We start from the raw sequence: 19,690 nt of genomic DNA on the forward strand, positions 1-19,690 counted from the left end.
CGATCGCCCTATGCAGGCTCGCGGGCCGCGTTCGGTAGCCTCTAATGTACGATCCTGGTGCCCAGGACGGCAAGGAACTGCGCCAGCCATGCCGGGTGCGCGGGCCAGGCCGGTGCGCTTACCAGGTTGCCATCGGTGTAAGCCTGGTCGACCGGGATGTCGGCATATTTTCCGCCCGCCAGGCGCACTTCGGGTGCGCAGGCCGGATAGGCCGAGCAGGTCCGGCCTTCCAGGACGCCGGCCGCGGCTAGCAGCTGGGCGCCGTGGCACACCGCGGCGATCGGTTTGTTGGTGCTGGCAAAGTGCCGCACGATCTCCAGCACCCGCTCGTTCAGGCGCAGGTATTCCGGGGCGCGCCCGCCCGGAATGACCAGCCCGTCGTAGGCCGCCGGATCCACATCGGCAAAGCTCGCGTTCAGCGCGAAGTTGTGGCCGCGCTTTTCGCTATAGGTCTGGTCGCCCTCGAAATCATGGATGGCGGTGGGGCAGCTGGCGCCGGCCGCCTTGTCCGGACACACCGCATGGACTGTGTGGCCCACCATCTGGAGTGCCTGGAAAGGCACCATGGTTTCATAGTCTTCGGCGTAGTCGCCGACCAGCATCAAGATCTTTTTCGCCATCGCTGTCTCCTGTATGGTTACGGTTGTCCCGGGGGAGCCACGCCGCAAAGCGTGCCATCCGCCCAGGCGTTGCCCATTGTGTTGCCGTTTGCGGCAGCCCGGGTGGTAACCCATTACCGCATCCAGCCTGCCGATTTGGCGGGCTGCCCGAACGAGTCCCCATGCCCAACACCACTATCCAGTCGTCCGCCCTTGGCGACGTTACCCACTACCTGCGCGAACGCATCCGTACCGTGCCGGACTGGCCCCAGCCCGGCGTGATGTTCCGCGACATCACGCCGTTGCTGCAGGATCCCAAGTCCCTGCGCGTGCTGATCGACGTCTTTGTGCACCGCTACATGGACGCCAAGCTCGACGTGGTGGCCGGCATCGACGCACGCGGCTTTATCCTGGGCGCCATCGTGGCGTACGAGCTGAACCTGGGCTTCGTGCCGATCCGCAAGAAGGGCAAGCTGCCGTTCGAGACCGTGGCCGAAGAATATGAGCTGGAGTACGGCAGCGCCACGGTGGAGATCCACGCCGATGCCTGCAAGCCGGGTGACCGCGTGCTGCTGGTGGACGACCTGATCGCCACCGGCGGCACCATGATGGCTGGCCGCAAGCTGCTTGAGCGGCTGGGCGCCACCGTGGTGGAAGGCGCCGCCATCGTCGACCTGCCCGAGCTCGGCGGCTCTCGCCACCTCCTGGATAGCGGCCTGCCGTTGTTCACGGTTTGCCGCTTTGACGGGCATTGACACGCATTGACGGCCGCTCTCCGAGCGGCTTGCGCATTGGGCTTGCGGCCATTTCCACCGCGTGGACATGGCGTTGCCCACACATGCCGGCAGGCGCATAATGCCCCATTGACTACGATACGATGGCCGGGCGAAATCTTGCGATCCGCAATGGAGGCACCGGTCACATAAGGGCATAAGGGCGCAGCATGGGCGTACTACTTCATTTGCTTTCCGGCGTGGCGCTGCTGGTGTGGGGCACCAACATCGTCAAGGTCGGCATCCTGCGCGTGTATGGCGCCAACCTGCGCCACGTGCTCTCGTCCAGCATTTCCAACCGGTTCACGGCCTTTGCCGCCGGCCTCGGCGTGACGGGCCTGGTCCAGAGCAGCAACGCGACCGCCGTCATCGTCAGTTCCTTCGTCGGCCAGGGCCTGATTGCCGTGGCCCCGGCGCTGGCCATCATGCTGGGCGCCAACGTCGGTACCGCCATCATGGTGCAGGTGTTCTCGCTGGACCTGTCCTGGCTGTCGCCGCTGCTGATCTTCATTGGCGTGATCCTGCATCTGTCCTGGAAGGGCAACAAGCCTGGCCACGTGGGCCGCGTGCTGATCGGCCTGGGGCTGATCACGCTGGCGCTGGAGCTGATCTCCATTGCCACCCGCCCGGTGGTGGAAGCAGCCGGCGTCAAGGTGTTGTTCGGCACGCTCACTGGAGACCCTACGCTGGACATGCTGATTGGCGCCTTCCTGACCATCCTTTGCTATTCCAGCCTGGCGGTGGTGCTGTTCTGCGGGGCGCTGGCCTCGGCCGGGGTGGTGTCGCTGCATGTGGCGATGGCGCTGGTGCTGGGCGCCAACCTGGGCTCGGGCATTTCCGCATTGCTGACCACCTCCGGCAACAACCAGCCCGGCAAGCGCGTCACGCTGGGCAACCTGCTGTCGCGCCTGCTCGGCTGCGTGATCGCGCTGCCTTTGCTGGGGCAGGCCGAACACCTGCTGGCGCTGGTCGATGCCGATCCGCAGCGGCTGGTCGTGAATTTCCACCTGCTCTTCAATGTGGCGCTGGCGGTGCTGCTGCTGGGCGCCACCGGTCCGCTGGCGCGCCTGTGCGAGGCGGTGCTGCCCGGGCGCAACACCGGCGACAGCCAGGTCACCCCGCGCCACCTCGATCCCGCCGCGCTGCCCACGCCGGCGCTGGCGCTGTCCAATGCCGCGCGCGAGGTGCTGCGCATCGGCGACCGCATCGAGCAGATGCTGGACAACATGCTGCGCGTGCTGCGCACCAACGATGCCAAGCTCGCCACCGCCACCTGCCGCATCGACGACGAGGTGGACGATCTCTACACCGCGATCAAGCTCTACCTGACCCGGATCAGCCTGGAGGCGCTGGACGAGCGCGACGGCCGGCGCTGGACGGAGATCATCTCGCTCACCATCAACCTCGAGCACGCCGGCGACATCATCGAGCGCATCCTGCAGGACGCGCGCGAAAAGAAGATTGCCCACAACCTGGCCTTCTCGGAAGCGGGCATGCAGGAGATCTCGCAGATGCACGCGCGCGTAGTGGCCAACCTGCGGCTCGGGCTGTCGGTCTTCCTCTCCGGCGACCTGAAAAGCGCGCAGCAACTGATGGCGGAGAAGGCGACCTTCCGCGAGATGGAGCGCCAGTACGCGCGCACTCACCTGCAACGCGTCGCCGTGCAGACCGCCGAGAGCATCGAGACCAGTTCGCTGCACCTCGACGTGATCAGCGATCTCAAGCGCCTGAACTCGTTGTTTTGCGCCACCGCCTACCCGGTGCTGGAAGAAGCTGGCGTGCTTAACCGCAGCCGCATGAAGGAAGATGATGGCGAGCCTCCGGCCAGGGCGGTGCCGTCTGCGCAGGCGCACTGAGGGAGCACCAAGGAGCCACGAAGGCGCCACCAAGGAGGGCTACAGCTTGTAGCCGATCTCCCGCAGCAGGTTCCGCCGCGAGGCAATGTCAGCCTCGGTTTCCAGCCCGAGCGGCGAAGCGCCATCCACCACGCCAAGCACCGCGCGCCCCTGCGCGGTCTGCGCTACCACCACCTCGGTCGGGTTTGCCGTGGCGCAATAGATCCGGCATACCTCCGGCACCGCGCGCACGGTCGCGAGCACATTGACCGGGTAGAAGCCGTCGCCAAGGAACAGCAGGAAGCAGTGGCCGGCGCCGATTGCCAGCGCGTTCTGGCACGCCAGGTCGATCATCGCCTCGTCGGTGCCGGACCAGCGCACCAGGCGCTTGCCCGAGGCCTCGCAGAACGCTAGTCCAAAGCGGATGCCCGGCACCGCGCCGGCCAGCGCCTCGTGGATGTCGTCCACGGTCTTGATGAAGTGGGATTGCCCGAAAATGAAGTTGGTCGCCTCGGGCTTGGCGATCGGCACTACGGTGAGTTCCATGGCCGTGCTCCTGCATTGGCCTGTGCCAGCCCCGGAAAGGGCTTCAAGAGGCGCGGCCTTCCGCAGTCTATGGTAGGCCGGGCAAGGTCGAATGCAAGGCGCCGCGCCGGCCTACTTTGAGGAAGGCGGGCGGCGTCTGCGGCGCGCGCGCTGCAGCATCGCGGCGATGGCCACAAGCACGGCCGCGCCGCCCAGCGTCAGCGCCAGATTGCCGGATACAGCGCCGCTCGCCTTGGCAGGTACCTGGGCAGCGCTGGCAGCGCTGGCGGCGCTGGCCTCCCGGGCGGCTTGCGCGGGCGGGGCGGATGCTGCTGGCGCAGCAGGTTCATCGAGCGCTCGCGCCGCCGGCGCGGCCAGGTCGATCGGCGTGACGGTGGCCTGCGCCGCAGCCGGGCCGGCAACGGCTGCGCTGCCGAGCAGCAGCGCGCATTGCCAGGCGCAAAGGATGAGGCGGGAGCGCGTGCGCACGGTGGTCAGCGGCGCTCGAGCAGCGGCGCCAGGTACTTGCCGGTGAAGCTCACGCGGCTAGCTGCCACCGTTTCCGGCGTGCCCTTGGCGATCACCTGGCCACCGCCCGCACCGCCCTCCGGGCCCATGTCGAGCAGCCAGTCCGCGGTCTTGATCACGTCCAGGTTGTGCTCGATGATGACCACCGTGTTGCCCTGGTCGCGCAGCTTGTGGATGACCTTGAGCAGCAGCTCGATATCGTGGAAGTGCAGGCCCGTGGTGGGCTCGTCCAGGATGTAGAGCGTGCGGCCGGTGTCGCGCTTGGACAACTCCAGCGACAGCTTGACGCGCTGCGCCTCGCCACCCGAGAGCGTGGTGGCGGACTGGCCCAGCCGGATATAGCCAAGGCCCACGTCCAGCAGCGTCTTGAGCTTGCGCCGCACGACAGGCACCGCCAGGAAGAACTCGTGCGCGTGTTCTACCGTCATGTCGAGCACTTCGTGGATGTTCTTGCCCTTGTAGAGCACCTCCAGCGTTTCGCGGTTGTAGCGCTTGCCGTGGCAGACGTCGCAAGGCACGTACACGTCCGGCAGGAAATGCATCTCGACCTTGATCACGCCATCGCCCTGGCAGGCCTCGCAGCGCCCACCCTTGACGTTGAACGAGAAGCGGCCCGGATCGTAGCCACGCTCCTTGGCGGAAGGCACGCCCGCGAACAGCTCGCGGATCGGCGTGAACAGGCCGGTGTACGTAGCGGGGTTGGAGCGCGGGGTGCGGCCGATCGGGCTCTGGTCGACGTTGATGACCTTGTCGAAATGCTCCAGTCCGTCGATGCGGTCGTGCGCGGCTGGCTCCGCCGTGGAGCCATACAGGTGGCGCGCCACCGCGTGGTAGAGCGTGTCGTTGATCAGCGTCGACTTGCCCGAGCCGGACACGCCGGTCACGCAGGTGAGCAGGCCCACCGGGATCTCGGCGCTGACGTTGCGCAGGTTGTTGCCGGTTGCGTTGATGATGCGCAGCAGCTTTTCCTCGTCGGGCGCGGCACGCTCTTTCGGCACCTCGATGCGGCGCGCGCCGGACATGTACTGCCCGGTGAGCGAATTGGCCGACTGCTCGATCTGCTGCGGCGTGCCTTCGGCCACGATCATGCCGCCGTGCACGCCGGCGCCCGGGCCGATGTCGACCACGTAGTCGCAGGCGCGGATCATGTCTTCGTCGTGCTCCACCACCAGCACGGAGTTGCCGATGTCGCGCAGGTGCTTGAGCGTGCCGATCAGGCGGTCGTTGTCGCGCTGGTGCAGGCCGATGGAAGGCTCGTCCAGCACGTACATCACGCCGGTCAGGCCGGAGCCGATCTGCGACGCCAGCCGGATGCGCTGCGCCTCGCCGCCCGACAGCGTGTCGGCGCTGCGCTCGAGCGACAGGTAATCCAGCCCCACGTTGTTGAGGAAGTTCAGGCGCGCGCTGATTTCCTTGACGATCTTGTCGGCGATCTCGCGCTTGGCGCCGTGCATGTCCAGCGTGAGGAAATAGGTGAGTGCATCGCGCAGCGGCCAGCCGTTGATCTCGTAGATGGCGCGCGCCTGGTCGTTCTCGCCCAGCTTGACGTGGCGCGCCTCGGTGCGCAGGCGGGTACCGTGGCAGGCGGGGCAGGCCTGGTTGTTCTGGTACTTGGCGAGCTCCTCGCGCACCGCGATGGAGTCGGTCTCGCGGTAGCGGCGCTCCAGGTTGGGAATGATGCCCTCGAAGGCATGCTCGCGCACCGTGGTGCGGCCACGTTCGTTCATGTAGGTGAACGGGATCTCCACGTCGCCCGAGCCGTGCAGCACGACTTCCTGCACCTCGGCCGGCAGGTCCTCGAAGGCCGTATCGAGCTCGAAGTCGTAGTAGGCCGCCAGGCTTTGCAGCATCTGGAAGTAAAACTGGTTGCGGCGGTCCCAGCCCTTGATGGCGCCCGAGGCCAGCGACAGGTTAGGGAAGGCCACCACCCGCTTGGGATCGAAGAAGGTGATCTGGCCCAGGCCGTCGCAGCTCGGGCAGGCGCCCATCGGGTTGTTGAATGAGAACAGCCGCGGTTCCAGCTCCTGCAGCGAGTACGAGCAGATCGGGCAGGCAAACTTGGAGCTGAACCCGTGCTCCTGGTCGGTGTCGATCTCCAGCGCGATGGCGCGGCCGTCGGCCAGGCGCAGCGCGGTCTCAAACGATTCCGCCAGTCGTTGCTTGATGTCCGGGCGCACCTTGACGCGATCCACCACCACGTCGATGGAATGCTTCTCCGTCTTTTTCAGCTTGGGCAGCGCGTCCACCTCGTAGACCACCGCCGGTGCCTCATGTGTGGTGCCGCCGCCGGAGCGGATGCGAAAGCGCACGAAACCCTGCGCCTGCATGGTGTCGAACAGGTCGGAATGTTCACCCTTGCGGTTGGCCACCACCGGCGCCAGGATCATCAGCTTGGTGTCTTCCGGCAGCGCCAGCGCGGCGTCGACCATCTGCGAGACGCTTTGCGCYTGCAACGCCAGGTTGTGGTCGGGGCAGTAAGGCGTGCCCGCGCGCGCGAACAGCAGCCGCAGGTAGTCGTGGATCTCGGTGACCGTGCCCACGGTCGAGCGCGGGTTGTGGCTGGTTGCCTTCTGTTCGATGGCGATCGCGGGCGATAGCCCCTCGATCAGGTCGACGTCCGGCTTTTCCATCAGCTGCAGGAACTGGCGCGCGTAGGCCGACAGCGACTCCACGTAGCGGCGCTGGCCCTCCGCGTACAGCGTATCGAAGGCGAGCGAGGACTTGCCCGATCCGGACAGCCCGGTAATCACGATCAGCTTGTTGCGCGGCAGATCGAGATTGATGTTCTTCAGGTTGTGGGTACGGGCACCACGGATTCTAATTTCTTCCATATACCGATTGTCTTCGCCAGGCGGGGCCGCCGGTCGGGTCGACAGGCCGGGTCTCACGGAATTTCAAGAAAAAAGCATGCCAGCAGAGCTGCGACCGGCTTCAGGCCAGCCTCAGGCCGGGCTTTGCCAGCCCGTGCCGGGGCTTGCGGTGTCCGATTCGGAGCCGAAAGCGCAGCGGAGCAAACCTGTTAATATACCGAACTTCGGTTTCCGGGGGTTGCTTGGGCCATGAGACTGCGCCCTGCAGCAACGGTGGCAGAAGCGCCGCAACTTCCGCTCCGGCCATGGATCGAAGTTGTCGCCGCCCCGTCAGCATTGGGGTGATGCGGTGCGTGCGCGGTGCACGACCCGGCAATCCGTCATAGAAATTCCCCACGATCGCAATGTCGTCGATCCATAGCTCCTCCCAAGATGCGGCCAAGGCCGACGATTCCAAGGTTCAGCCCGCTGCCGGGCGCGACCGCATGACCGGCACGGAAGTGCGGGCCAGCATTTCGCTCGCCAGTATTTTTGCGCTGCGCATGCTGGGCCTGTTCCTGATCCTGCCAATTTTCGCGGAATATGCGCGAACCCTTCCGGACGGCCACGACGGGCTCCGGGTTGGCATTGGCATGGGCATATACGGGCTGATGCAGGCTTTTCTCCATATTCCGCTCGGCTGGCTGTCCGACCGGGTGGGGCGAAAGCCGGTGATGGTAGGTGGCCTGCTGATGTTTGCTGCTGGCGCTCTGGTGGCTGCCTTTTCCGACACCCTGACGGGCATCATCATTGGCCGTTCGCTGCAGGGGATGGGGGCTATCTCCGCGGCCATTACGGCGTGCATTGCGGATCTCACCAGGGAGCAGCACCGCACCAAGGCCATGGCCATGGTCGGCGGCAGCATCGGGTTGACCTTCGCATTGTCGCTAGTGATCGCCTCTCCGCTGTTGCACATCATCGGCATGCCCGGCATCTTTGCACTGATGTCCGTGTTTGGGGTGTTAGCGATCTTGGTCACACTGTTCGTGGTGCCTACGCCTCCGCCGCCGCATCCGGTACGGCTACCATTTCGCACTGTGCTGATGAATCCCGACCTGATTCGCCTCAATGTTGGCGTTCTGGCCCTTCATGTCTCCCAGGTCGCCATGTTTATGGTGGTGCCTGCCATGCTGACAGATGCGGGTATGCCACTTGATCAGCATTGGAAAGTTTATCTGCCGGTGGTGCTAGTGTCATTTGTCCTGATGCTGGCGCCAATGATGGCCGCGGAGCGATACGGAAAGATACGTCCTGTGCTGCTCGGTTCGGTAGCGCTGATGACTGCGGTACAGCTGTTGTTTGCGGCAGTTCATGGCCTGTGGGCCATCACGGGCGTCTTGCTGTTGTTCTTTGTTGCCTTTAATTTGCTGGAGGCCATGCAGCCATCGCTAGTGTCTCGCTATGCTGCCGCCTCTCGAGGTGCGGCCCTGGGCGTCTACAACACTACTCAGGCTCTGGGCATGGCATTAGGAGGGCCTGCCGGAGGTTGGTTGCTCCAGCATGAGGGTAGAAGCGCAGTGTTTGTGGGCTGTGCGGTGTTGTTGATGCTCTGGCTTATAATCGCTTGGAGTATGAAGCCACCTCCGGCTCGGGCAAGCGCCAGCAGTCGGACCGCGGCGGCGTGAGGTCGGTTTTGAGTCACGTTCGCATCACTTCGTAAAGTTTTTTGCCAAGAATTGGCACTAGCATGACCGCGCGCCCGACTTCTTGGCCGGGGGCGCGTTATTCGTTTACGCATCAGTCAACAGTCAAGGCATCGCCACGCCGCTTGCAGCAGAGGGCGTGGCCCTGGGAGAACATTCACATGGCATCGATCAACAAAGTCATCCTCGTCGGCAACCTGGGCGCGGATCCGGAAACCCGCTACCTGCCCAGCGGCGACGCCGTGAGCAACATCCGCCTGGCGACCACCGATCGTTACAAGGACAAGACCAGCGGCGAGATGAAGGAAGCCACCGAGTGGCACCGCATCGCCTTCTTCGGCAAGCTGGCCGAGATCGCCGGCCAGTACCTGCGCAAGGGCTCGCAGGTCTATATCGAAGGGCGCATCCGCACCCGCAAGTGGACCGACCAGTCTGGCGCGGAAAAGTACAGCACCGAAATCGTGGCTGAGCAAATGCAGATGCTGGGTTCGCGCCAGGGCATGGGCGGTGGTGGCGGCGGCGGTGGCGACGACATGGGTGGTGGCGGCGGTGGCTATGGTGRTGGCCGCGAATCGTCGGGCGGTGGCGGTGGTTACGGCGGCGGTGCGCGCAGCGGTGGCGGCCAGGCTGCCGGCGGCCAGCAAGGTGCTGGCGGCGCGCGTCGCCAGCAGCAGGCTCCGTCGAACGGCTTTGAAGACATGGACGACGATATTCCGTTCTGACGATCTGACCGTTCTGAGCATCCCCGCCATCCCAGGCCGACACAGTCGGTACGGCCTGCACCGGCAAACGAAAAACCCCGGGAGTCGTTGATTCCCGGGGTTTTTTGTTTCTTGGCCCCTCGAAGGCGCCGTGCGTGCTCAGTGCGGCATGGCGGTGAAGTCCAGCGCGTTGGTCAGGTCGCCCATGGCCTTGCCCTTGTTGGCGAGCAGGGCGGTATCGCGTTGCTGCAGGCCCGGCAGGGTCGGCAGGACAAAGCGGCGGGTGATGAAGCGCAGCGCCGAGGCCGTGTCGTATTGCGTGTGGTCGACAAAGCCCTTTTTCACATACGGCGACACCAGGATCGCCGGGATGCGCGTGCCCGGGCCCCAGCGGTCGCCGGTGGGCACTTGCGCGTGGTCGTAGAAGCCGCCGTTTTCGTCGTAGGTGACGAGAATCAGCATGTTCTTCCACTGCGGGCTCTGCTGGAGCTGCGCGATCACGCTGGCGATATGCTTGTCGCCGTCGGCCACGCTCGCGTAGCCGGGGTGCTGGTTCAGGTTGCCCTGCGGCTTGTAGAAGGTGACCGCAGGGAGGTTGCCGGCAGCGGCATCCTGCAGGAACTGGCTGTCGAAGTCCTTCAGGTGCGCGCTGCGGTTGGCGGCCTGGGTGACCGGGTCAAAGTTGGCGTAGTAGTTGAACGGCTGGTGGTGCGCCTGGAAGTTGGGCACCGTGTTGTTATAGATGGCGGTCGGGTCCTGCGTGGCCTTGGCCCAGGCACCGGCGTACCAGGCCCAGCTCACGCCGCGCGCGTTCAGCAGGTCGCCGATGGTGGTCTGGGTCTGCGGCGGCAGCGTGGTCGCCTTGGTGGGGTCGGCGTAGAGGCCTGTGGCATCGGTGGTGGCGGGCTTGTTGCCGCTCGGCTGGTAGTCCGGCTGCATGGTGTTGACCGCGTAGAACATGCCGCTGGCGTCCTTGGGCGTCAGCGTGCTGTCGTTCTGGTACACCGCCTTGCCGGAGAGGACCGAGGTGGGGTTGCCGGTGCCGGGGGTCAGGCGCACGAAGTTGCCGTTGGCGTCGACGTCGATCGCGGAGATCGAGTTCTTGGCCGGCGAGGTGGCCGCGTCGGCGTTCGGGTACTGCGGCGCGCAGGCGCAGATCAGGTACTGGTGGTTCAGGAACGAGCCGCCAAAGGCACCCATGTAGAAATTGTCGGCCAGCACATATTGCTTGGCGAGCTGCCACATCTGCATCTGGCTGCCGTCGTAATAGCCCATCGTCAGGCCGCCGGCGTCCGAGAACGCGGCGTACTTGTCGTTCTTGCCGCCGTTGATCTGCATCTGGTTGTTATAGAAGCGGTGCACCAGGTCGCGCGTGGTGACGGACTGCGCAATCTCCACGTTGCTGCCGTTGATGCCGCCGGACGCGAGCGGCGTGTCGATCTGGAACGGCTTGTTCGCCCAGTTGGCGGTGCTGGCCTGCGGCAGTTGCACGCCCTGGCCTGCTGCGGTGAGCCCGCCCCAGGTCGGCGGCAGCACCGGCAGCACGGAGCCATCGAAGTCCTTCTGCGGCTCGACGGTGCCGGTCGAGGTGGGGTTCACGCCGGGCACGCCGTTGGCGCCCGGGAACAGGCCGTAGAGATTATCGAAGCCGCGGTTCTCGGCATAGATCACCACCACGGTCTTGATGTTGTCGAGGGCGACCCGCTTGGCGACGCCGTCGCGCAGCGCCTGGGCGATGTCGCCGCCGCCGGCCACCGAGTCGGCGATCAGGTCGATGGTCTGATCGATCTCCGCCTGCAGGGTCGCCTTGATGGTCTTGTCGGTTTCCTTGTTGTGGTCGGTCAGCAGCTTGTCCGCCGTCACGCCGATGCGGGCGGCCAGACGTGCCTTGGCCGCGGTGAGGTCGCCACCGTTGGACTCCATGAGCGCGACCAGTTCGGTCGTGATGGCGCTGAGCACGCCGTTGGCGCTGGCCGGTGCGCGGAACACCAGCGGACGGGTCACGGCTGCGTGGCCGCCGGTGTCATCGTTGCGGAAGGCGTCGCTGCCGATCTCGGCGGCGATCGCGCCCTGGCCGGTGAGCGTAAAGGCGCCGTTCTTGTCGGTGTAGGTACTGGTCTCCGTGCTTTCGCACTTGCCATTGTTGTTGGCATCGATGCAGACCTTGGCGTGCTCGAAATAGCTGCCGGTCACCACGCCCGAGGTGGTGACGGCTGCGGGCGTGCTTCCGCTCCCGGAGTCGCTGCCGCCGCAGGCGGCCATGGCAGCGGCGGCCACCGCTGCAAGGGGATAAAGTCTTAAGGCTCGGCGCATGGAATATCCTTTTTTCGTTATGTGTAAGGCGGTTTTTTTTGGGACAGCCGCGCGATTCTCGCGCCGCTCCATGTCAGATTGATGATGGCGCCGGGACGAGAAAGCGACATCCGGCCACGCATGACACGCCGTTGTCATGCACGCGTGCTAGCGTGGCGGCCCGTTCCTGAATCTCCTGTGCCTGGGCTGCCGCACTCATCCCGCCCTGGCCATTCCACTTCGCCGCACAGATGCCACCGTGCTTTGTTCTGCCGCCAGTTCCTTCCCCGATCCGCCGCCTTGCCACGGGGGCCTTGCTGCTGTCTTTCGCCCTGACCCTGGCGGGCTGTGGCAAGTCCGGAAAGGAGGGCGTGGCCGCGGCCCCGGCATCCACGCCGGCTGCCAGCCAGGTCGCCGCGCCTTCGCGGCCAGCCTATGCCGACGCGTTCTACACCATGATGGCAACGCGCCGGCCGCAGGTGCCGGCCATGGCCGCGCTTGGCAAGGCGCTGTTCTTTGATCCCGCCTTGTCGGCGTCCGGCCGGCTCGCGTGCGCAAGCTGCCACAGCCCGGAACACGCCTATGGGCCGGCCAACGGCCTGTCGGTGCAACGGGGCGGCCCCGACATGCTGCGCGCCGGCGCGCGCGCGGCGCCGTCGCTGCGCTATGTGCAGAACGTGCCGCCGTTCTCCGAGCATTTCCACGAGAACGACGGCAACGACAGCGAAGACCAGGGTCCCACCGGCGGCCACAACTGGGACGGGCGGGCGTCTTCCACGCACGAGCAGGCCGGCATTCCCTTGCTGTCACCGCATGAGATGGCGAACGCGGACGCGGCAGCGGTGGCCGTCAGGCTGCGCACCGGCAAGCATGTGCAGACCCTGCGCGAGGTGTTTGGCGCCGACATCCTGGAGCGCGACGAGGTAGCCTTCCAGGCCGCGCTGATGGCGCTCGAGGTGTTCCAGGAAACGCCGTCCGAGTTCTATCCCTACAGCAGCAAGTACGATGCGTTCCTGCGGCGGCAGGTCAAGCTGAGCGAGCAGGAAGCGCGCGGCCTGCGCCTGTTCAACGATCCCGCCAAGGGCAACTGCGCGGCCTGCCACCCCAGCGCGATCAGCGCCGATGGCGTCTTTCCCGCCTTCAGCGATTTTGGCTTCATCGCGCTGGGCGTGCCGCGCAACCGCAAGCTGGCGGTCAATGCCGATCCGGCCTTCTTCGACATGGGCCTGTGCGGGCCGGATCGCACGGACCTGAAGGCGCGCGCCGAGTACTGTGGCCTGTTTCGCACCCCTGGCCTGCGCAACGTGGCGCAACGTAAGACCTTCTTCCACAACGGCGCCCTTCATTCGCTGGAAGAGGTGTTGCGTTTCTACGTGCAACGGGACAGCAATCCCGGTAAGTGGTACCCGCGCAAGGCCGACGGCAGCATCGACAAGTTCGACGACCTGCCGGTGCGGTATCGTGACAACGTCAATATGGAGCCTCCGTTCGGCGGCGCGCCTGGCAGCAAGGGCGCCCTGTCGGAGGCGGAGATCCGCGACGTCATCGCGTTCCTGAAGACCCTCAACGACGGCTACCGCTTGCCTGCAACCCGTTGAGGGGCCGGGCGGCAGTGGCTGTTTGCCGGTACTTACGGGTTAGCACGCATTGGCGGGTGGGCAAGCGCCCGGCAACGTGCCGGGCGCCTCGCAGGCCTTTCCTTTTTTCAATCCGTCCCCATTTCCTCCTGACACCGTGCTGTCAGGAGATGTCAGCGCCACACTTCAGCGCGCGGCACGCTGCCGTCCTTCGGGATAGGATAGCGGCCTGACCGTACCAATACCGCGATTCGCGATGGCTTTCGCCGCGCTCCCGGGGCCCGTGTGCCCTGCCAGGCCTGTCTTCGCCAATCGCATGCCGCACGCAAGCTATCAGCTAGCCACTCGCAAGCCACGCTTTAAAGGACGCATCCCATGTCATCCGGTGTCATCCGTATCCGCGGAGCCCGTCAGCACAATCTCAAGAATCTCGACCTCGATCTGCACACCGGCGAAATGACCGTGGTGACGGGGCCGTCGGGCTCGGGCAAATCGAGCCTGGTGTTCGATACGCTCTACGCCGAAGGGCAGCGGCGCTATGTCGAAACCTTCAGCGCCTATGCGCGCCAGTTCCTGGACCGCATGGACCGGCCGCAGGTGGACCGGGTGGACGGCGTGCCGCCGGCCATCGCCATCGACCAGACCAACCCGGTGCGCAGCTCGCGCTCCACGGTCGGCACGATGACGGAGCTCAACGATCACTTGAAGCTGCTGTACGCGCGCGCCGCCGAGCTGTTCGACCGCCAGACCGCGCAGCCTGTGCGGCATGACTCGCCGGAGACCATCTACGCGGAGCTGCAAGCACGTGCCGCCCAGGGCGATCCGCGCCTGGTTGTCACCTTCCCGGTGGAACTGCCGGAAACCACCACCGATGCCGAGATCGAGCAGTGGCTCTCCGTCAGCGGCTACACACGCGTGCAGGCGCAGCGCGTGGTGGCCTCGCCCACCGGCCCGCGCAAGGTGCTGGACGTGGTGGCCGACCGCTTCCGCCTGGGCAATACCGAAAAGGTGCGGGTGCTGGAAGCCATCGAGGCCTCGCTCAAGCGCGGCAGCGGCCGTGTCAACGTCTACGTGATCGACGCGGCGGACGAGGGCGCGCAGGCGCAGGTGTGGCGGTTCTCGACCGGCCTGCACAGCCCGGAAAGCGATATCCGCTATGCCGATCCGCAGCCCGCGCTGTTCTCCTTCAACTCCGCCTACGGTGCTTGCGAGACCTGCCGCGGCTTCGGCCGCGTGATTGGCGTGGACCTCGGACTGGTGATCCCGGACGAGCGCAAGACGCTGCGCGGCGGCGCCATCAAGCCGATGCAGACGCCGGCCTGGAAGGAGTGCCAGGACGACCTGATGCGCTACGCCGCCAAGGCGGGCATCCCGCGCGACGTGGCGTGGTCAAGCCTTACCCCGGCCGAGCGCGCCTGGGTCATCGACGGCTCGCCGGATTGGAACGGCAAGTGGAATACCCACTGGTATGGCGTCAAGCGCTTCTTCGACTACCTGGAGTCGAAGGCGTACAAGATGCATATCCGCGTGCTGCTATCGAAGTACCGCAGCTATACGCCGTGCGAGACCTGCGGCGGCGCGCGGCTGAAGACCGAGGCGCTGTTGTGGCGCCTGGGCAGCAAGCCGGGTGCGGACGCCGTATGCGCGCCGGAGAAGCGCTTCCTGCCGCGCGGCGTGGACTGGGACCGCACGCAGCTCGAAGCGCTGCCGGGCCTCACCGTGCACGATCTGATGCTGATGCCGATCGAGCGCATCCGCAAGTTCTTCGACGAGCTCACGCTGCCGAGCCTGATGCTCGATGACGCGCTCAAGCTGTTGCTGGCCGAGGTGCGCACACGCCTGAAATATTTGTGCGATGTGGGCCTGGGCTACCTCACGCTGGACCGCCAGAGCCGCACGCTGTCCGGCGGCGAGGTGCAACGGATCAACCTGACCACCGCACTCGGCACCTCGCTGGTCAAGACGCTGTTCGTGCTGGACGAGCCCAGCATCGGCCTGCACCCGCGCGACCTGAACCGCATCGTCGAGGCCATGCATCGCCTGCGTGACGCCGGCAATACGCTAGTGGTGGTGGAGCACGATCCTTCGGTGATGCTCGCGGCAGACCGGCTGATCGACATGGGCCCCGGGCCGGGCGAGCGCGGTGGCAACATCATCTTTGACGGCACGCCTGCCGATATCCGCGGCTCGGGCACGCTCACCGGCGAATATCTTGCCGGCCATCGCCAGGTGACCGATCTCTCCCGCTGGATGCCGCGCACGGTCGACGCTGCGACGCCGCGCATCGTGCTCGAAGGCGCCTCCGAGCACAACCTGCGTGACGTCACCGTGGAGATCCCGCTGCAGCGCCTGGTGTGCGTGACCGGCGTTTCCGGCTCGGGCAAGTCCACCTTGCTGCAGGACGTGCTGTATCCCGCCATGGCGCGCCAGTTCGGCAAGTCCACGGATGCGCCCGGCGCCTTTCGCAGCCTCACCGGCGCGGAACAGGTGGCCGATGTGGTGTTCGTCGACCAGTCGCCCATCGGCAAGACCGCGCGCTCCAACCCGGCCAGCTATGTGGGGGCCTTCGACGAGATCCGCAAGCTGTTCGCCAAGGCGCCCATGGCGCTGCAGCGCAGCTATACCGCCGGCATGTTCAGTTTCAATTCCGGCGACGGGCGCTGCCCCACCTGCGGTGGCTCGGGCTTCGAGCACGTCGAGATGCAGTTCCTCTCCGACGTCTACCTGCGCTGCCCGGATTGCGATGGCCGGCGCTACCGCGCTGAAATCCTCGAAGTAAAGATCGAGCGCGCGCTGCCGGGCCAGCCGCCGCGCGCGCTCAGCGTGGCCGATGTGCTCGAGCTGACCGTGAGCGAGGCCGTGGCGTACTTTGCCGGCGACGCGGCGGTGCTGCGCGTGCTGCAGCCGATCGTCGACGTGGGCCTGGAATATGTGAAGCTGGGCCAGCCGGTGCCAACATTGTCGGGGGGCGAGGCCCAGCGGCTGAAGCTGGCCGGCTACCTGGCCGAGACCGCGCAGGCGAGCAATACGCGCGTCAAGCCGATGCCGTACGAATGCAAGCTGTTCATGTTCGACGAGCCCACCACCGGGCTGCACTTCGACGACATCGCCAAGCTGATGCGCGCTTTCGGCAAGCTGCTCGATGGCGGCCACTCGCTGATCGTGATCGAGCACAACCTCGACGTGGTGCGCGCCGCCGACTGGATCATCGACCTCGGCCCCGAGGGCGGCGACGCGGGCGGTGAAGTGCTGTGCGTGGGCACGCCGGAAGACGTCAAGCGCTGCGCGCACTCGCACACCGGCAAGGCGCTGCTGCAATACGACCGCGCCGTCGGCCATGCCTTTGTCGCGGAGGACGCGGGCGTGCCCTTGCAGGCCGCCTTGCGCGCGGCGCGCGCGCGCCGCGCCATCGAGGGCGAGGACGTGGTGCGCATCGTCAACGCGCACGAGCACAACCTGAAGGCGCTCAACGTCGATATCCCGCATGGCAAGTTCAACGTCATCACCGGTGTGTCGGGATCGGGCAAATCCACGCTTGCTTTCGACATCCTGTTCCATGAAGGGCAGCGTCGCTATCTCGAATCCCTCAATGCCTACGCGCGCTCCATCGTGCAGCCCGCCGGGCGGCCGGAGGTGGATGCGGTGTACGGCATTCCGCCCACGGTGGCCATCGAGCAGCGCCTGTCGCGTGGCGGCCGCAAGAGCACGGTGGCGACCACTTCCGAGGTCTGGCACTTCCTGCGGCTGATGTATGTGAAGCTGGGCATCCAGCATTGCATCCACGACGGCACGCCAGTCACCTCGCAAAGCCCCGAGTCCATCGCGGCGCAGTTGCTGCGCGACTACAAGGGCCAGCATGTGGGCCTGCTGGCGCCGCTGGTGGTCAACCGCAAGGGGGTCTATACCGACCTGGCCAAATGGGCCAAGGCGCGCGGCAACACGCACCTGCGCGTGGACGGCGAATTCCTGCCGGTGGACCCATGGCCGCGCCTGGACCGTTTCCGCGAGCACACCATTGAACTGCCGGTGGGTGACATCATCGTGTCCGCGGACAACGAAGCCGCATTGCGCGCGCTGCTCGGGCAGGCGCTGGAAGCCGGCAAGGGCGTGATGCACCTGCTGGCGCCGCTCGATGGCCTGCAGCATGCCATGGGCAACGGCGGCACCGCTCGCGTCGGCAGCACCACGGTGTTCTCGACCAAGCGCGCTTGCCCGGTGTGCAGCACCAGCTATCCGGAACTGGACCCGCGCCTGTTCTCCTACAACAGCAAGCACGGCTGGTGCACCAGCTGCGTGGGCACCGGCCTGACCCTCACGCGCGAGCAGCGTGCGGCCTACGACGATACCGTGATGGCCGACGACAACCGCGGGCGCGAGCAGACGCTGCCCTCGGAGCAGCAAGAGCCCGATGACGTTGCCGATACCCCGTGCGCGGATTGCGGCGGCACGCGGCTGAACCCGGTGGCGCGCGCGGTCACCTTCGACGCGCACCCCATCGTGGAAGTGGCGCAGTGGACGGTGTCCGACACGCACCGCTGGGTGCAGGGCCTGCACCTGGCCGGGCGCGAAGGCGAGATCGCGCGCGACGTGGTGAGCGAGATCCGCAGCCGCCTGCAGTTCCTGGAGGAGGTCGGCCTGGGCTACCTGAGCCTGGACCGCGCCGCGCCTAGCTTGTCCGGCGGCGAGGCGCAGCGCATCCGGCTGGCGGCGCAGCTTGGCAGCAACCTGCAGGGCGTGTGCTACGTGCTTGACGAGCCCACCATCGGCCTGCATCCGCGCGATAACCAGATCCTGCTCGGCGCCCTGCGCAAGCTCGGCGAGAAGGGCAACACGCTGGTGGTGGTGGAGCACGACGAGGACACCATCCGCCGCGCCGACCATATCATCGACATCGGTCCTGGCGCCGGCAAGCGCGGCGGCACGCTGGTGGCGCAAGGCGGCGTGGCCGCGCTGTCGGCCAGTGCGGATTCGCTGACCGGACAGTTTCTCGCCCATCCGATCCTGCATCCGTTGCAGCCGCGCCGTGAGGTGAAGCCGGCGGGCAAGAACGGCGAGGCCGTACCCGAGCGCTGGCTGACCGTGCATCACGCCACGAAGCACAACCTGCGCAACGTGACCGCCAGCATTCCGTTGGCGCGGCTGGTCGCCATCACGGGCGTCAGCGGTTCCGGCAAGTCCACGCTGGCGCGCGATGTGCTGATGGCCAACCTGCTSGACGCSGTGGGSCGCTCGGTRATGTCGTCGCCGGCCACGCGGCGCGCGCGCAAGGCGGCGGGCAGCGAGGCGCCCGCGCGCTCGCAGGCCACGGCGCGCACCGAGCCGCGCCGCAAGCTGGAGGTCACGCACAACTGGCAGGGCTGCGAGTCCATCACCGGGTATGAGAGCATCGACCGCGTGCTGGAGGTCGACCAGACCCCGATCGGCAAGACGCCGCGCTCCTGCCCGGCCACGTATATCGGCGTGTGGGACACCATCCGCAAGCTGTTCGCGCAGACGCTGGAGGCCAAGGCGCGCGGCTATTCCGCCTCGCGCTTTTCCTTCAACACCGGCGACGGGCGCTGCCCGGCCTGCGAGGGGCAGGGCGTGCGCACCATCGGCATGAGCTTCCTGCCGGACGTGAAGGTGCATTGCGATGTCTGCCATGGCCAGCGCTTCAACCCGGAGACGCTGGCGGTTACCTGGCGCGGCAAGAATATCGGCGACGTGCTGACGATGGAGATCGACGAGGCGGTGGAGTTCTTCTCCGCCATGTCCAATATCGCGCACCCGCTGCAGCTGATGAAGGACGTGGGCCTGGGCTACCTGACGCTGGGCCAGCCGTCGCCCACGCTGTCCGGCGGCGAGGCGCAGCGCATCAAGCTGGTGACCGAGCTGTCCAAGGTGCGGGACGACATCACCCGCCGTGGGCAGCAGGCGCCGCATACGCTGTACGTGCTGGATGAACCTACCGTGGGCCTGCACATGGCCGACGTGGCCAAGCTGATCCGCGTGCTGCACCGGCTGGCCGATGGCGGGCACAGCGTGGTGGTGATCGAGCATGATCTCGACGTGATCGCCGAGGCCGACTGGATCCTCGACCTGGGCCCGGAAGGCGGCGTGGCGGGTGGCGGCATTGTCGCCGCGACCGATCCCGAGGGGCTGGTGCGGGTGCGGGCCAGCCACACCGGCGCGGCGCTGGCGCCGGTGCTGGCCCGCGGCAAGGCGGCTGGCAAGGCAACGCCAGAGAGCGGCAACGACGCCAGGCACCGCCTTGCGGCGGCGCAGTAAAGCCAGCGTGGCGGCCTCGCCCCTACCCGGAGGGCGAGGCTGCAGGCCGTTTTCACCCGGCGGCCCCGGTAGCTGACACAATGACGGATTCAGCAACTGGT

11 protein-coding genes are annotated in these 19,690 nt (G+C 66.4%); 6 read left to right on the top strand and 5 right to left on the bottom strand.

Going from position 1 to position 19,690, the window contains the following annotated elements; genetic code table 11:
• Positions 1 to 41: 41 nt before the first annotated feature.
• The gene (locus AC1DQR_RS05385; RefSeq protein ID WP_006159426.1) at positions 42 to 620 is read right to left on the bottom strand and encodes a DJ-1/PfpI family protein; all 579 of its coding nucleotides are present in this window, start codon (positions 618 to 620) and stop codon (positions 42 to 44) included.
• A 161-nt stretch (positions 621 to 781) separates the two neighbouring features.
• Between AC1DQR_RS05385 and AC1DQR_RS05390 the strand changes: the two genes are divergently transcribed.
• Positions 782 to 1,354 (top strand): adenine phosphoribosyltransferase, encoded by a 573-nt coding sequence (locus tag AC1DQR_RS05390; protein WP_267605425.1) that lies wholly within the window; start codon positions 782 to 784, stop codon positions 1,352 to 1,354.
• 188 nt (positions 1,355 to 1,542) lie between these two features.
• Entirely contained in the window at positions 1,543 to 3,228 is a 1,686-nt protein-coding gene (locus AC1DQR_RS05395; protein WP_416047539.1) for a Na/Pi cotransporter family protein, read from the top strand.
• Between the two features lie 39 nt (positions 3,229 to 3,267).
• On the opposite strand, the gene AC1DQR_RS05400 is transcribed toward AC1DQR_RS05395, so the two are convergent.
• The 3 genes from AC1DQR_RS05400 to uvrA (AC1DQR_RS05410) form a co-directional block, all read right to left on the bottom strand.
• Entirely contained in the window at positions 3,268 to 3,753 is a 486-nt protein-coding gene (locus tag AC1DQR_RS05400; protein WP_174425617.1) for an adenosine-specific kinase, read from the bottom strand.
• Positions 3,754 to 3,864: 111 nt separating this feature from the next.
• On the bottom strand, positions 3,865 to 4,221 hold the full coding sequence (locus AC1DQR_RS05405; RefSeq protein ID WP_477132646.1) for a hypothetical protein: 357 nt from the start codon (positions 4,219 to 4,221) through the stop codon (positions 3,865 to 3,867).
• A 5-nt stretch (positions 4,222 to 4,226) separates the two neighbouring features.
• Complete coding sequence (gene uvrA, locus AC1DQR_RS05410) at positions 4,227 to 7,091, bottom strand: excinuclease ABC subunit UvrA (protein WP_477132647.1); 2,865 nt, start codon at positions 7,089 to 7,091, stop codon at positions 4,227 to 4,229.
• A gap of 383 nt (positions 7,092 to 7,474) precedes the next feature.
• Between uvrA (AC1DQR_RS05410) and AC1DQR_RS05415 the strand changes: the two genes are divergently transcribed.
• Together AC1DQR_RS05415 and ssb are read left to right on the top strand one after the other, a co-directional pair.
• The gene (locus AC1DQR_RS05415) at positions 7,475 to 8,734 is read left to right on the top strand and encodes an MFS transporter (RefSeq protein WP_477132648.1); all 1,260 of its coding nucleotides are present in this window, start codon (positions 7,475 to 7,477) and stop codon (positions 8,732 to 8,734) included.
• 179 nt (positions 8,735 to 8,913) lie between these two features.
• Entirely contained in the window at positions 8,914 to 9,474 is a 561-nt protein-coding gene (gene ssb / locus AC1DQR_RS05420) for a single-stranded DNA-binding protein (RefSeq protein ID WP_477132649.1), read from the top strand.
• A gap of 138 nt (positions 9,475 to 9,612) precedes the next feature.
• Here ssb and acpA read toward each other — a convergent pair whose 3' ends face one another.
• A complete protein-coding gene (acpA, locus tag AC1DQR_RS05425; RefSeq protein ID WP_416047543.1) occupies positions 9,613 to 11,766 on the bottom strand; it encodes an acid phosphatase in 2,154 nt (717 codons plus the stop codon).
• A 230-nt stretch (positions 11,767 to 11,996) separates the two neighbouring features.
• Between acpA and AC1DQR_RS05430 the strand changes: the two genes are divergently transcribed.
• Both AC1DQR_RS05430 and uvrA (AC1DQR_RS05435) read left to right on the top strand, forming a co-directional pair.
• Positions 11,997 to 13,343 (top strand): cytochrome-c peroxidase, encoded by a 1,347-nt coding sequence (locus tag AC1DQR_RS05430; RefSeq protein WP_416047544.1) that lies wholly within the window; start codon positions 11,997 to 11,999, stop codon positions 13,341 to 13,343.
• A gap of 354 nt (positions 13,344 to 13,697) precedes the next feature.
• The gene (gene uvrA / locus AC1DQR_RS05435) at positions 13,698 to 19,589 is read left to right on the top strand and encodes an excinuclease ABC subunit UvrA (protein ID WP_416047545.1); all 5,892 of its coding nucleotides are present in this window, start codon (positions 13,698 to 13,700) and stop codon (positions 19,587 to 19,589) included.
• Positions 19,590 to 19,690 lie beyond the last annotated feature (101 nt).

Source organism: Cupriavidus sp. 05L411 (assembly GCF_056398045.1).

Bases quoted from the DNA above. Each gene is read 5' to 3' on its own strand.
- AC1DQR_RS05385 (WP_006159426.1), bottom strand. From the start codon at position 620: ATGGCGAAAAAGATCTTGATGCTGGTCGGCGACTACGCCGAAGACTAT.
- AC1DQR_RS05390 (WP_267605425.1), top strand. From the start codon at position 782: ATGCCCAACACCACTATCCAGTCGTCCGCCCTTGGCGACGTTACCCAC.
- AC1DQR_RS05395 (WP_416047539.1), top strand. From the start codon at position 1,543: ATGGGCGTACTACTTCATTTGCTTTCCGGCGTGGCGCTGCTGGTGTGG.
- AC1DQR_RS05400 (WP_174425617.1), bottom strand. From the start codon at position 3,753: ATGGAACTCACCGTAGTGCCGATCGCCAAGCCCGAGGCGACCAACTTC.
- AC1DQR_RS05415 (WP_477132648.1), top strand. From the start codon at position 7,475: ATGTCGTCGATCCATAGCTCCTCCCAAGATGCGGCCAAGGCCGACGAT.
- acpA (WP_416047543.1), bottom strand. From the start codon at position 11,766: ATGCGCCGAGCCTTAAGACTTTATCCCCTTGCAGCGGTGGCCGCCGCT.
- AC1DQR_RS05430 (WP_416047544.1), top strand. From the start codon at position 11,997: ATGCCACCGTGCTTTGTTCTGCCGCCAGTTCCTTCCCCGATCCGCCGC.